We start from the raw sequence: 14,284 nt of genomic DNA on the forward strand, positions 1-14,284 counted from the left end.
CTCACGAAATAAGATGGAATTTTTACAAAATATCAAAAAAAATTACGATGAATGGACACGCATCACACCTCAAGGTTTGTTGTATGATCGCGCACTATTTTGGTTATTTGTTATTTTGCTTTTAATTGGTTTAGTGGCAGTAACATCTGCTTCTATTCCTTATAGCTCTCGTTTATTTAATGATCCTTTTTACTTTGCAAAACGCGATGCTATTTATGTGCTACTTTCTTTGCTAACTTGTTATATTTCATTACAAATTTCTTCTTCGCAATGGGAAAAATGGCACGCTAAAATTTTCTTATTTTCCGTCATATTATTATTGCTTGTTCCCTTTATTGGTACATCGGTTAATGGTGCAAAACGTTGGATTTCATTGGGGATCTTAAACTTTCAACCTGCAGAATTTGCAAAATTAGCACTCACTTGTTTTTTAGCAAGCTATTTTACTCGTCGTTATGATGAAGTGCGGTCACAACATGTTAGTATTTTTAAACCGTTTATTGTTATGCTTGTATTAGGTTGTTTTCTTTTATTACAACCTGATTTAGGTAGTACAGTCGTGCTATTTATTATTATGTCTGGGATGCTTTTTATCGTGGGGGCAAAAATTTTACAGTTTGTAGGATTAATCGCTCTAGGAGGCATTTTATTCGTTTGGCTTGTATTGACAGCTTCTTATCGCCTCAAGCGATTTACAGGTTTTTTAGAACCCTTTAAAGATCCTTATGGTACGGGATTTCAACTAACAAATTCTCTTATAGCGTTTGGTCGAGGAGAAATTACTGGAGAAGGATTAGGTAATTCAATTCAAAAATTAGATTATCTGCCTGAAGCACATACCGATTTCATTATGGCGATTATCGGCGAAGAATTTGGATTTATCGGTATATTTATTGTTATTCTTTTATTAGGTTTATTAATTTTTCGTGCAATGAAAATTGGACGAGAATCCTTAATGTTAGAACAACGTTTTCGAGGTTTTTTTGCATTAGGTATTGGTTTTTGGATTTTCTTTCAAGGCTTTGTTAATTTAGGTATGGCGCTTGGAATGTTACCAACTAAAGGTTTAACCTTTCCACTCGTGAGTTATGGTGGTTCGAGTATTATCATTATGTCCGCCACCATTGGTATTTTATTGCGAATTGATCACGAAAATCGTTTATTTCGTATAGGTCAAGCGCGCTTGCGTGATGATTAGAGATAGAAAAGATGAAAAAGAAAAAATTATTAGTGATGGCGGGTGGTACTGGTGGTCATATTTTTCCTGCTATTGCGGTTGCTCAAACTTTACAAAAACAAGAATGGGATATTTGCTGGTTAGGCACGAAAGATAGAATGGAAGCTCAGCTTGTACCAAAGTATGCTATTCCTATTCGATTTATTCAAATTTCTGGCTTGCGTGGTAAGGGCATAAAGGCTTTATTTAACGCGCCTTTTACTATTCTTCGTGCGGTGTTGCAGGCAAAAAAAATTATTCAAGAAGAAAAGCCTGACGCTGTACTTGGTATGGGGGGCTATGTTTCGGGTCCTGCTGGCGTAGCGGCAAAACTTTGTGGTGTACCAATAATTTTACATGAACAAAATGCGATTGCGGGTTTAACGAACAAATTATTAGGTAAAATTGCAAGCTGTGTATTGCAGGCATTTCCAACCGCTTTTTCTAATGCTGAAGTGGTAGGAAACCCCGTCCGAGAAGATTTATTTGAGATGCCAAATCCTGATATTCGTTTCTCGGATCGTGAGGAAAAATTACGTGTCTTAGTTGTTGGTGGTAGCCAAGGGGCGAGAGTACTTAATCATACTTTGCCCAAAGTGGTGGCGCAGCTTGCAGATAAATTAGAGATTCGTCATCAAGTAGGCAAAGGTGCGGTAGAAGAAGTCAGCCAACTTTATGGCGAGCATCAAGAGAAAGTTAAAGTCACAGAATTTATTGATAATATGGCTGAGGCTTATGCTTGGGCTGATGTGATTATTTGTCGTTCTGGCGCATTAACCGTATGTGAAATTGCGGCAGTGGGAGCCGCAGCAATTTTTGTACCATTCCAACATAAAGATCGCCAACAATATTTAAATGCGAAATATTTATCAGATGTTGGTGCGGCGAAAATTATAGAACAGGCAGATTTAACGCCTGAAATTCTAGTGAATTATTTAAAAAATTTTACTCGTGAAAATTTATTGCAGATGGCATTGAAAGCGAAAACAATGTCGATGCCTAATGCGGCACAACGTGTAGCTGAAGTAATTAAACAATATTCAAGCTAGGACTTGCTGTGTTCTAATGATTAGAAATAAGAAAACGTTGCGAATTTTAACCGCACTTTTAGTTGAGTTTTGTCATTTGGGAGAAAAGGAAAAATAAATGAAGCATTCCCACGAAGAAATTAGAAAAATTATCCCTGAAATGCGTCGTGTACAGCAAATTCATTTCATTGGCATTGGTGGCGCGGGAATGAGCGGCATTGCAGAAATTTTATTAAATGAAGGTTATCAAATTTCAGGTTCAGATATTGCCGATGGTGTAGTCACTCAACGTTTAGCTCAAGCTGGGGCAAAAATCTACATTGGTCACGCAGAAGAACATATTGAGGGTGCGAGTGTTGTTGTTGTGTCTAGTGCAATAAAAGATGATAACCCAGAGCTTATTGCAGCGAAACAAAAACGCATTCCAGTGATTCAACGAGCGCAAATGTTGGCTGAGATTATGCGTTTTCGTCATGGTATTGCTGTTGCAGGAACGCACGGAAAAACAACAACAACAGCTATGATTTCAATGATTTATACACAAGCTAAACTTGATCCGACTTTTGTCAATGGCGGTTTAGTGAAATCGGCGGGTAAGAATGCACATTTAGGGGCAAGTCGTTATTTAATTGCCGAAGCGGATGAAAGTGATGCGTCATTTTTGCATTTACAACCAATGGTATCTGTTGTAACTAATATGGAACCAGACCATATGGATACTTACGAAGGCGATTTCGAAAAAATGAAAGCTACCTATGTGAAGTTCCTACACAATTTACCATTTTATGGTTTAGCTGTGATGTGCGCTGATGATCCTGTTTTAATGGAACTTATTCCCAAAGTTGGTCGCCAAGTGATTACATACGGTTTCAGTGAACAGGCAGATTATCGTATTGAAGATTATGAACAAACGGGTTTTCAAGGTCACTACACTGTGATTTGCCCAGATAATGAACGTATTAATGTATTGCTCAACGTTCCTGGAAAACATAATGCGTTAAATGCAACGGCAGCGTTATCTGTCGCAAAAGAAGAGGGGATTGCTAACGAGGCAATTTTAGAAGCCCTTGCCGATTTCCAAGGTGCAGGTCGTCGTTTTGATCAGCTAGGCGAATTTATTCGTCCAAATGGTAAGGTGCGTTTAGTTGATGATTATGGTCATCATCCAACAGAAGTCGGTGTAACGATTAAAGCCGCGCGAGAAGGCTGGGGAGATAAACGAATTGTGATGATTTTCCAACCGCATCGTTATTCTCGTACTCGTGATTTATTTGATGATTTTGTACAAGTGCTTTCGCAAGTGGACGCATTAATTATGCTTGATGTGTACGCAGCGGGAGAAGCACCAATTGTTGGAGCTGATAGTAAATCACTTTGTCGTTCAATTAGAAATTTAGGAAAAATCGATCCAATCTTGGTTTCTGACACATCACAATTAGGCGACGTTCTTGATCAAATTATTCAAGATGGCGATTTAATTTTGGCACAAGGTGCGGGCAGTGTAAGTAAAATTTCTCGTGGCTTGGCTGAATCTTGGAAGAATTAATGCCAGATGGATTGATTGAAAATCTTAACATTAGAAAAATATCATCATAAGAAGAAAAACAGGATAAAAAATGAACTTAAAACAAGAAAAAATTGCTGTGTTATTGGGCGGTATATCTGCTGAACGTGAAATTTCCCTCAATTCAGGCAAAACGGTATTAGAAGCATTATTAAATCAAGGTTATAATGCGTATCCTATTGATCCTAAAGAATATAATGTCGCTAATTTGAAAAGTGATGGCTTCGATCGAGTATTTAATATTTTGCATGGTCGTGGTGGAGAAGATGGCACAATGCAAGGTTTATTAGAGCAAATTGGTTTACCTTACACTGGTTGTGGCGTGATGGCTTCTGCATTAACGATGGACAAAATGCGTACAAAAATGTTGTGGAAAGCTTTTGGTTTACCTGTTGCAGATATGGAAGTGGTTACCCGAGAAAGTTTTTCTGAATTAGATCCTCAGGCTGTTGTGGAAAAATTAGGTTTACCATTAATGGTTAAACCCTCTTTAGAAGGCTCTAGCGTTGGCTTAACGAAAGTAAAAGCGGTAGAAGAGTTAAAAAGTGCGGTGGAATATGCGCTTAAATTTGATAATACCATTCTAATTGAAGAGTGGTTAGCTGGCGATGAATTAACTGTGCCTGTGCTTGACAATCAAGTATTACCCGCAATTCGTATTGTTCCACAGGGCGAATTTTATGATTATGAAGCGAAGTATATTTCTGATAATACGCAATATTTCTGCCCAGCAGGTTTAACGCCTGAACGCGAGCAAGAGTTAGCTATATTAGTAAAACGTGCTTATGATGCAGTGGGATGTCGTGGTTGGAGTCGTATTGATGTAATGTGTGATGCAAAAGGCAATTTCCGTTTGATTGAGGTTAATACTAATCCAGGAATGACTAGCCATAGTTTATTCCCAAAATCTGCCGCAAGCGTGGGTATTTCTTTTGAACAGCTTGTTGTGAAAATCTTGGAGCTAAGTGTGTAATGAACATTCTGAAAAGAAAAACGCCGCAGAATATTCGTTTTGGAGAACAAAAGCCTAAATATTATTTTCATATTCGGGCTTTCGCGGTATTGCTTGGCGTCTTTTTTTTACTTGGTGTTTATTTTAATTGGCAAAGCATTTTAGAAAAAATGGATGATAAGCCGATTAGCGCATTTGCACTTGTTGGACAAAATACCTTTACTACCGATAATGATATTAAAGAAAGCCTATTAAAAATGGGCGAATTAAAAGGATTTTGGGGGCAAGATGTGGCACCGATTCAAGCTCAAATTGAGGCTTTACCTTGGGTTAAAGGTGCAATAGTAAGAAAAATATGGCCAAATCGTTTAAGTATTTGGGTGTCGGAATATCAACCCGTTGCGTTTTGGAATCAAAATCAATTTGTTACCCTTGATGGTATCGTTTTTCAGCTTCCCTCTGTACGTTTAACAGCAAAAAATTTGCCCTATTTGGGCGGACCCGATTATCAGAGTTTGAAGGTAATTGAGACGTGGAATCAAATTTATGTCAATTTAAAATCAAATAATATAATGGCAAAGGGAGTCAATATTGATGATCGCGGTGCGTGGCAGGTCCAGCTTGATAACGATATTGTGCTAAAATTAGGTCGTGGCGATTGGAAATCAAAACTTGAGCGATTTGTCACAATTTATCCGCAAATTGATGTGCCAGAAAACAAAAAAATAGAGTATATAGATTTAAGATATACGGCAGGTGCCGCTGTAGGTATGGTTGATAGATAAAAATAACTGGGTGTGAAAATGGTTAAAGGTGTGGAAGCAAAAACAATAGTAGGTTTAGAGGTTGGCACCTCAAAAGTGGTCGCTGTGGTTGGCGAAGTATTTCCTGATGGTGTAGTGAATGTGCTTGGTGTAGGCAGTTGTCCTTCTAAAGGGATTGATCGTGGCAGTATCACTGATCTTGATGCTGTGGTGGGATCGATTCAACGTGCTATTGAAGCGGCAGAATCTATGGCTGATTGTCAGATTATGAGTGTGACTTTGGCGATCACTGGAGAGCATATTCAAAGCCTTAATGAAAGTGGTTTTGTGCCGATAGCAGAAAGTGAAGTAACCCAAGAAGAAATCGATTCGGCACTTCATACAGCAAGTTCAATAAAATTACCAGAGGGATTGTCTTTATTGCATGTTATTCCACAAGAATATGCTGTTGATCGTCAGCTGAATATTAAAAATCCATTAGGATTACAAGGCGTGCGTTTAAAAGCACAAGTGCATTTGATCGCTTGTCATCAAGATTGGCAAAATAACTTAAAAAAAGCCGTTGAACGTTGTGGTTTACAAGTAGATAAAGTGGTTTTTTCTGGTTTCGCAGCGACACATTCTGTACTAACTGAGGATGAAAAAGATCTCGGTGTGTGTCTAATTGATTTTGGTGCAGGCACAATGAACGTGATGGTTTACACTAATGGCGCATTACGTTTTAGCAAGGTAATTCCTTACGCTGGTAATATTGTGACGAATGATATTGCGCACGCTTGTACAATTTCGCGATCAGAAGCAGAACGCATTAAAGTGAACTATGCGAGTGCATTTTACCCAGCACGTTTGCACGGAGATAAAAAAATTGAGGTAGCAAGTATTGGCGGCCGTGCGCCTCGTTCATTAACAAAAAGTGATTTATCTTTAATTACATCGGCTCGTTATACGGAGCTTTTAGGTGTGGTAAAAGATGAATTAGATAAGTTAAAAGCTGAATTAGAAGCAAAACATATTAAATTTGAATTAATTGCGGGTGTGGTTATGACTGGTGGTGGAGCGCAGATTGAAGATCTTAAAGAATGCGCTTCAAATGTTTTCCATTGCCAAGTACGTATAGCAAGCCCATTAAATATTACTGGTTTGACTGATTATGTGAATCGTCCACAATATTCAACGGTGGTGGGATTATTGCAATATAATCACAGTAATAGTGACGATGATTTAATTTCAGGAAGTGATGATTCTGAAGGAACTTTCTTTGAGTCTATTTGGCAAGGAATTAAAAAAATTGTCAATAAAGTGCGGTCAGAATTTTGATTATTTTAATTTTTCATCTACAATAAAGAGAATTTATATTTTATATATTTAGTCAGCTTATCTGGCAGTAACGGAGAACATCAATGCTATACCCAGAGTACCCTGAGTACGACAATTTTAACGAATCCGGCGCACTGATCAAAGTCGTAGGTGTAGGCGGTGGCGGTGGTAATGCCGTAAACCATATGGTAATGAATATGGTAAAACAAGAAATGGGCGGAACCTTTGTTGGCGAAAATTCATTAACATCAGAAGAACACGGTCGTATAGTATTTTATGCCGTCAATACTGATGCTCAAGCATTGCGTAAAAGCCAAGTTCAACAGACTGTACAAATCGGTGGAGAAACAACTAAAGGTTTAGGTGCTGGGGCAAATCCGAATATTGGTCGTAAAGCAGCTGAAGATGATCAGGATGAAATCCGCAAAATGCTTGAAGGCGCAGATATGGTCTTTATTGCAGCAGGTATGGGCGGCGGCACAGGTACGGGTGCGGCACCTGTTGTTGCTAAAATTGCTAAAGAACTGGGTATTTTAACTGTTGCAGTAGTGACTAAACCTTTTGCTTTTGAAGGCAAAAAACGTATGCAATTTGCAGAGCTTGGTATTAAAGATTTATCCCAATATGTTGATTCAATGATTATTATTCCGAATCAACAAATTCAAAAAGTTCTCCCTAAAAATGCTAAATTAATAGAGGCTTTTGCTGCTGCAAACGATGTGTTACGTAATTCGGTTATGGGTATTTCGGATATGATTACATCGCCTGGCTTAATCAATGTGGACTTTGCCGATGTAAGAACGGTAATGTCCGTTCAAGGGCAAGCAATGATAGGTTTTGGTTCAGCGGTGGGAGAACCTGGTGCGGGTAGAGCAGAAGAGGCGGCTCGCCTTGCGGTACGTAACGATCTTCTAGAAAAAATAGATCTTTCTAATGCTCAAGGTATTTTAGTTAATATTACTGCTGGAATGGATTTAGTTTTTGATGAATTTAACATTATAGGTGAGACAATAGGTAGCTTTGCTTCTGAAGAGGCGACAGTTGTTGTTGGTACGAGTTTAGTGCCTGAGATGAGCGATGAAATTCGTGTAACTATTGTGGCAACTGGTCTAGGGGAAATTGCAGGAAATGAGCCAATTCAAGTTGTTCGTCAAGGGCTTTCTACGCAGAATATTGAAGGCGAAGGGCGTGTAAACATTGTTCCTGAACTTCATCGTCGTGAATCTGTTGAAGTGTCAAGAACTGCATCAGAAGAATATCAACGGCCGTTAGATAAACCGATTACAGATCGCTTGGAAGCATTTAAGAAAAATAATTTCTTTAATCCTGCACAGCGTGAAGAAAATTAATAAGTTTCAGAAAATACCTAGTAAATGAAGGTAGTAGAATGATTAAACAAAGAACATTAAAACAAAGTATTAAAGTGACAGGCGTTGGCTTGCATAGCGGTAAAAAAGTGACATTAACCTTACGCCCAGCTATGCCAAACACTGGTGTTGTTTATTATCGTACAGATTTAAATCCTGCTGTGGCATTTCCTGCCGATCCTAATTCAGTGCGTGATACAATGCTCTGTACAGCACTAATTAATGATCAAGGTGTACGTATTTCTACCGTTGAGCATTTAAATGCAGCTTTGGCAGGGCTTGGTATTGATAATATCATTATCGAGGTTGATGCGCCTGAGATTCCAATTATGGATGGTAGTGCGAGTCCGTTTATCTATTTGTTGTTAGATGCGGGAATTGAAGAACAAAATGCAGCGAAAAAATTTATTCGCATTAAAGAATATGTACGAGTTGAAGATGGCGATAAATGGGCTGAATTTAAACCTTACAATGGTTTTCGTTTAGATTTCACTATTGATTTTGACCATCCTGCTATTGGCAAAGATGTACGTAACTATGAAATGAATTTTTCCGCCCAAGCATTTGTTCATCAAATTAGCCGAGCAAGAACTTTTGGCTTTATAAAAGATATTGAATATCTTCAATCTCAAGGTTTAGCATTAGGTGGTAGCCTTGATAATGCGATTGTTCTTGATGATTATAGAATCTTAAATGAAGATGGCTTACGCTTTAAAGATGAACTTGTTCGTCATAAAATGTTAGACGCAATTGGCGATCTTTATATGGCTGGTTATAACATTATCGGTGATTTTAAAGCCTATAAATCAGGTCACGGTTTAAATAACAAGTTACTTCGTGCTGTTTTAGCAAATCAAGAAGCGTGGGAATTTGTAACCTTTGAAGATAAAGCGCAAGTGCCACAAGGGTATGTTGCTCCAGTGCAAGTGCTTATTTAATTGTTTTATTGTTGAAAAAGCTATATTTCTGGTAGGAAGTATAGCTTTTTTATTTCATCTCGTGCTTAAATGGCGAATCTACTAAAAGTGCGGTCAATTTCGTGGGATTTTTTATAAGGAAGCATTATGGCATTAGAATTATCTGACATTCGCCAACAAATTACGCAAATCGATCGTAGTTTGTTAAAGCTACTTTCGGAGCGTCATCGTTTGGCGTTTGATGTAGTAAGAAGCAAAGAAGTGACGCAGAAGGCTTTACGTGATGTCGCACGTGAGCAGCAACTTTTACAAGAACTAGTGCAATTTGCAGAAAATGAAAATTATCAGCTTGAAGCACAATATATCACTTCAATTTTCCAAAAAATCATTGAAGACTCGGTATTGACCCAGCAAGTCTACTTGCAGAATAAACTTAATGAACAACGTAATCAAAATTTACATATTGCTTTTTTAGGTAAACGTGGTTCTTATTCTAATTTAGCTGCACGTAATTATGCTGCTCGTTATCAAAAACAATTTGTAGAACTAGGATGTCAGTCTTTTGAGCAAGTATTTGAAAAAGTTCAGACTGGAGAAGCTGACTTTGGTGTATTGCCTTTAGAAAATACAACATCGGGTGCAATTAATGAAGTTTATGATTTACTTCAGCATACTGATTTATCATTAGTGGGAGAGTTGGCGTATCCAATCAAACATTGCGTGCTTGTCAATGATAAAACAGATTTGAGTCAAATTGATACGTTGTATAGTCATCCTCAAGTGATTCAACAATGTAGTCAATTTATTCATAGTCTTGATCGTGTGCATATTGAATATTGCGAAAGCAGTTCACACGCAATGCAATTAGTCGCAAGTTTGAATAAACCTAATATTGCAGCATTGGGTAATGAAGATGGTGGAAAATTGTATGGACTTAGTGTATTAAAAACTAATATTGCTAATCAAGAGAACAATATTACACGTTTTATTGTGGTGGCAAAAGAACCTCGTGAAGTTTCATCACAGATACCCACAAAGACTTTATTATTAATGACAACTTCACAGCAAGCTGGCGCATTAGTGGATGCTTTATTGGTGTTTAAAAAGCATCAAATCAATATGACAAAATTGGAATCTCGACCGATTTATGGTAAGCCTTGGGAAGAAATGTTTTATCTAGAAATTGAAGCAAATATCCATCATCCAGATACGAAACAGGCTTTGGAAGAACTACAAAATTATAGTAATTACTTAAAGATTTTAGGCTGTTATCCTAGTGAGATTGTAAAGCCAGTGAGCGTGTAAAAAAAGTGCGGTCAATAAAAATAATATTTCTATGACCGCACTTTTTATATTTTTTTGTTCCGTTCTAAGGATTTATGTTGAATTTGTACCGTTTTTCCTTTGGCTTGAAAATATTCGCCTAATTGTTGGGCAATATAAACGGAGCGATGTTTTCCCCCAGTACATCCAATGGCAATCGTCAAATAGCTACGATTATTTTTTTCTAACATCGGCAACCAAGTATCAATGTAATTGCGAGTGAGATAAATAAATTCATTGACTTCTGTATGACTATTTAGAAATTCTGCGACAGGGGCTTCTAATCCAGTCATTGGGCGTAATGTTGGATCCCAATGGGGGTTAGGCAAAAATCGTACATCGAAAACATAATCAGCGTCTAAAGGAATTCCATATTTAAAACCAAAAGATTCAACAATAATTTTTAATTCTTTTTCACTATTACCGCGTAAAAATTCGCGTAATCGTTCTGCAAGAGTATGCGTAGAAAGATGGGTGGTATCAAGAATAAGATTTGCGTGTTGAATTAATGGCTCAAGATAGCGATATTCTTCATCTATTGCAGCTTCAAGAGATAAATCTTTTAATGAAAGTGGGTGCAAACGGCGTGAATCGCTATATCGGCGAATCAGGGTGGCGCGATCAGCCTCTAAGAAAATGATTTTAATCTGATGATGTTTTTGTAATGTTGAAAGCGTTTGCTCAAGAGAATTAGCGGGGTTTAGAATATTACGAATATCAAGACTAATGGCGACCGAAGATTGAGATTGAGACAGAATATCAGTCAATTGAGGAAGCAAATCTAAAGGAATATTATCAACACAGTAATATCCTGTATCTTCTAATGCTCGTAAGGCTACAGATTTTCCTGCGCCAGAACGCCCACTAATAATGATAATTTCCATAAATTTCCCCACTGTAATTATTCTTTCACTTCTTCAAGTGTTGTTTCCGATTGATCGATAATTTCAAAAACTTGCCAAATTTCATCCGCACTTTTAGCTGAACGTAATTGCTTCAACACATTTTTATCAGTCAGTTTTTCTATTAATGATGCTAAAACTGGAATGTAGGTTTCACATTGATTTTCTGGAATCAGTAAGGCAAAGATTAAATCCACTGGTTTACCATCAAAAGCATCGTAATCAATCGGATTATCGAGTTGCATAAACACTGCAATTGCTTTATCTGATACTGTTACGGGGATTTTCGCTTTTGGCATTGCAATCCCATTTCCTAAACCAGAATTACCCAGTTTTTCGCGTTCAAAAAGGCATTCAAAACAGGCTTGTTCGCCTTGTTCTGCAAAGATTTGTTCTTCTACAAAATGCGCAATAGACTCAAATAATCGTTTTTTGCTAGAAAAACTAACGCCCTGACGAATATTCTCAGGGCTTAATAATTCAGTTATTTTCATTTTTATAATTTGAATTGTTCGCCAAGATAAACACGTTTAACCTGTTCATCGTTCATCACTTGTTCTGGTGTACCTGTTGCGATAATTTTACCTGCACCAACAATATAAGCGCGTTCGCAAACATCAAGGGTTTCACGAACATTATGATCGGTAATCAAAACACCTAATCCTCGGTTACGTAAGTCGGTGATAATTTTTTTAATATCGCTCACAGAAATAGGATCTACACCAGCAAAAGGCTCGTCTAATAGAATAAAGTTTGGATTTGCCGCTAAGGCACGTGCGATTTCCACACGACGACGTTCGCCGCCTGATAAGGCTTGCCCTAAATTATCTCGAATATGAGCAATGTTAAATTCTTCAATTAATTCATCTGCTTTTTCGCGACGTTGTTGTGGGGTTAAATCTTTACGAATTTCCAATACCGCCATCAAATTTTCATAGACAGTCAAACGGCGAAAAATCGAGGCTTCTTGCGGTAAATAACCAATGCCACGTTGCGCTCGGTTATGCATTGGGAGCAAACTAATGTCTTCGCCATCAATAACAATTTTGCCTTGATCTTGGCGAACAAGCCCAACAACCATATAGAACGTGGTTGTTTTACCTGCACCGTTTGGCCCGAGCAAACCGACAATTTCATTAGAATTTACGGTTAAACTGACATCCGAAACAACTTTACGACTTTTGTAGCTTTTAGCTAAATTCTCTGCAGTCAAAATTGACATAGATTACTTCCCTTTAGCTTGTTGTAATTGAGATGGAATAAGAACTGTTGTTACCCGTGATTTTCCATTACCATTAGCTTTAAGTTGTTGTTTCTTCACATCATAGGTAATAACACTGCCATTAATTTTACTATCAAGCTGCTTTAATTCGGCATTGTTAGTTAATGTTAAAAATTCGTTGCCAAGATCATAATGAACTTTATTTGCTTTTCCATCTATTGGAGTGCCATTATCTAACTGTTGATGGAATGTGACTGGCGTACCGAATGCTTCTACAGTTTCTTTTTTCCCTGATTTTTCAGCAGGACGAGTGATAACAACTTTATTTGCTTTAATGATGATAGATCCCTGTGTAATTACTACATTATCTGTGAATGTCACTACACTTTTTTCCATATCTAAGGATTGATTATCCGAAACGATATTTATCGGCTGATTAACGTCATCTTTCAATGCAAAAGCTGAACTTGATGCTAATACCATCGTTGCAAGAAAAAGAATTTTATTGCTTACTAACTTCATAATATGTTTTTACCTGTTCCTTTAATGTCGCCACTTGTTGGCGTAAATTTCCGACTAATTTTAATCCTGTAGAACTAAAATTTTTACCCTTAATTTTAACCTGTGTTTCGGAAGTCATATCCTGTGTTTTTAAATTGACGACCGCTGATTCTGTTTCAATGCGTTGCAAACGAGAATCTGATGTTAAACTTTGCACGACGACATTACCCTCTAAATACAATATTTGATCTTTTGTCAATCTTGCTTGATTTGCGCTTAATTTCCAGTTTTGTGTGCTAAAAAAATCTACATTTTGATTGGAATTTTGTTCCTTTTCATTTGATGTTGTGGGATATAAATAAACTAAAGGCGCGGTAAAAAGGGTTTGTTCATTGACTGTATAATGCTCAATTTTATCGGATAAAGCCAAATATTGTTTTTTACCCTCAGGGGAAAAAACCGTTGTTTCCATTTTATAACCCACATAATCAGGACTATCTGGTTTTTTCACAAGTTCAGATAAATCTGCGGTTTCCTGATTTAAGGAATAAAACCACGCCAAAGCACAAAGTGCGATAACGCCCAAAATTACATTCCAACGAATATTCATTTTATTTCAATCACTTATCCACAAAGTGCGGATGAAAATTTCAATGTTTTTAATCTTCCAACATTAATACCTTGAGCATTTGATAAATTTCTCGATAGGCTTTTGATGGTTTATTTTGTTCACGTTCTTTTTGTGCAGAACGAATCAGATTGCGTAGTTGCTGACGATCGCCATCAGGATAATCATTTAGTAAATCAGTTAAAGCCACATCGCCTTTTTCCACCAATTCATCGCGCACTTTTTCGATTTTGTGCAACATAGCTTGTTGTTGATTATGCTTATTTTTAATTTTATCTAAGACTTCACGAATAGGTTCAACATCAATTCCACGCAATAATTTACCAATATATTGTAATTGACGGCGGCGAGCTTCTTTTTGTAAACGCTGTGCAAGTTCAATGGCATCAAGTAAGGATTCATTAAGTGGAATTTTTGCCAGATTGTTTTTCGTGAGATTGACAATCTTTTCGCCAAGTTGTTTTAAATCTTCCGCATCGCGTTTGATTTCGCTTTTACTCACCCAAATAATTTCTTCTTGATCTTCATCTTCCCAATCGAAAACTTCTTTTTTCTTACGTTTTGCCATTTTTTATCCTTTATG

At 37.3% G+C, this 14,284-nt stretch carries 15 protein-coding genes; 9 read left to right on the forward strand and 6 right to left on the reverse strand.

Annotated features, from left to right (window positions below; all coding sequences use genetic code 11):
• Positions 1-13: 13 nt before the first annotated feature.
• The 9 genes from ftsW to pheA all read left to right on the forward strand — a co-directional run bounded on the left by ftsW (position 14) and on the right by pheA (position 10,430).
• A complete protein-coding gene (ftsW, locus tag DQN24_RS04815; protein ID WP_021035484.1) occupies positions 14-1,198 on the forward strand; it encodes a putative lipid II flippase FtsW in 1,185 nt (394 codons plus the stop codon).
• An 11-nt stretch (positions 1,199-1,209) separates the two neighbouring features.
• Positions 1,210-2,265 carry an undecaprenyldiphospho-muramoylpentapeptide beta-N-acetylglucosaminyltransferase gene (gene murG, locus DQN24_RS04820; RefSeq protein WP_111695467.1) on the forward strand — a complete coding sequence of 352 codons (1,056 nt, stop codon included), beginning with the start codon at positions 1,210-1,212 and terminating at the stop codon, positions 2,263-2,265.
• 97 nt (positions 2,266-2,362) lie between these two features.
• Positions 2,363-3,790, forward strand: a complete 1,428-nt coding sequence (gene murC / locus DQN24_RS04825; RefSeq protein ID WP_111695468.1) for a UDP-N-acetylmuramate--L-alanine ligase — start codon at positions 2,363-2,365, stop codon at positions 3,788-3,790.
• A gap of 70 nt (positions 3,791-3,860) precedes the next feature.
• Positions 3,861-4,781, forward strand: coding sequence for a D-alanine--D-alanine ligase (locus tag DQN24_RS04830; protein WP_111695469.1), 921 nt, complete (start codon positions 3,861-3,863; stop codon positions 4,779-4,781).
• Positions 4,781-5,545, forward strand: coding sequence for a cell division protein FtsQ/DivIB (locus DQN24_RS04835; RefSeq protein WP_021035480.1), 765 nt, complete (start codon positions 4,781-4,783; stop codon positions 5,543-5,545). The genes DQN24_RS04830 and DQN24_RS04835 overlap by 1 nt, the downstream gene beginning before the upstream one ends.
• An 18-nt stretch (positions 5,546-5,563) precedes the next feature.
• Positions 5,564-6,841, forward strand: a complete 1,278-nt coding sequence (ftsA, locus tag DQN24_RS04840; protein ID WP_103745984.1) for a cell division protein FtsA — start codon at positions 5,564-5,566, stop codon at positions 6,839-6,841.
• Between the two features lie 83 nt (positions 6,842-6,924).
• Complete coding sequence (gene ftsZ / locus DQN24_RS04845; protein WP_111695470.1) at positions 6,925-8,190, forward strand: cell division protein FtsZ; 1,266 nt, start codon at positions 6,925-6,927, stop codon at positions 8,188-8,190.
• A gap of 38 nt (positions 8,191-8,228) precedes the next feature.
• Positions 8,229-9,146 carry a UDP-3-O-acyl-N-acetylglucosamine deacetylase gene (gene lpxC / locus DQN24_RS04850; protein ID WP_021035477.1) on the forward strand — a complete coding sequence of 306 codons (918 nt, stop codon included), beginning with the start codon at positions 8,229-8,231 and terminating at the stop codon, positions 9,144-9,146.
• Positions 9,147-9,272: 126 nt separating this feature from the next.
• Positions 9,273-10,430: a prephenate dehydratase gene (gene pheA, locus DQN24_RS04855; protein ID WP_021035476.1), complete on the forward strand. Its 1,158-nt coding sequence runs from the start codon at positions 9,273-9,275 to the stop codon at positions 10,428-10,430.
• 44 nt (positions 10,431-10,474) lie between these two features.
• Here pheA and rapZ read toward each other — a convergent pair whose 3' ends face one another.
• From rapZ to yjgA, 6 genes are read right to left on the reverse strand one after another with little or no spacing between them, the layout of a single operon-like run.
• The gene (gene rapZ / locus DQN24_RS04860) at positions 10,475-11,332 is read right to left on the reverse strand and encodes an RNase adapter RapZ (RefSeq protein ID WP_021035475.1); all 858 of its coding nucleotides are present in this window, start codon (positions 11,330-11,332) and stop codon (positions 10,475-10,477) included.
• Positions 11,333-11,349: 17 nt separating this feature from the next.
• Positions 11,350-11,844, reverse strand: coding sequence for a PTS IIA-like nitrogen regulatory protein PtsN (ptsN, locus tag DQN24_RS04865; RefSeq protein WP_021035474.1), 495 nt, complete (start codon positions 11,842-11,844; stop codon positions 11,350-11,352).
• A 2-nt stretch (positions 11,845-11,846) separates the two neighbouring features.
• The gene (lptB, locus tag DQN24_RS04870) at positions 11,847-12,572 is read right to left on the reverse strand and encodes an LPS export ABC transporter ATP-binding protein (protein WP_021035473.1); all 726 of its coding nucleotides are present in this window, start codon (positions 12,570-12,572) and stop codon (positions 11,847-11,849) included.
• Between the two features lie 3 nt (positions 12,573-12,575).
• Positions 12,576-13,094 (reverse strand): lipopolysaccharide transport periplasmic protein LptA, encoded by a 519-nt coding sequence (gene lptA, locus DQN24_RS04875; RefSeq protein ID WP_011272405.1) that lies wholly within the window; start codon positions 13,092-13,094, stop codon positions 12,576-12,578.
• The gene (lptC, locus tag DQN24_RS04880) at positions 13,075-13,683 is read right to left on the reverse strand and encodes an LPS export ABC transporter periplasmic protein LptC (RefSeq protein ID WP_021035471.1); all 609 of its coding nucleotides are present in this window, start codon (positions 13,681-13,683) and stop codon (positions 13,075-13,077) included. Before lptC ends, lptA begins: the two co-directional genes overlap by 20 nt.
• A 49-nt stretch (positions 13,684-13,732) precedes the next feature.
• Positions 13,733-14,269, reverse strand: a complete 537-nt coding sequence (gene yjgA, locus DQN24_RS04885; protein ID WP_111695471.1) for a ribosome biogenesis factor YjgA — start codon at positions 14,267-14,269, stop codon at positions 13,733-13,735.
• Positions 14,270-14,284 lie beyond the last annotated feature (15 nt).

The organism is Haemophilus influenzae (genome assembly GCF_900475755.1).
Lineage (GTDB): Bacteria > Pseudomonadota > Gammaproteobacteria > Enterobacterales > Pasteurellaceae > Haemophilus > Haemophilus influenzae_D.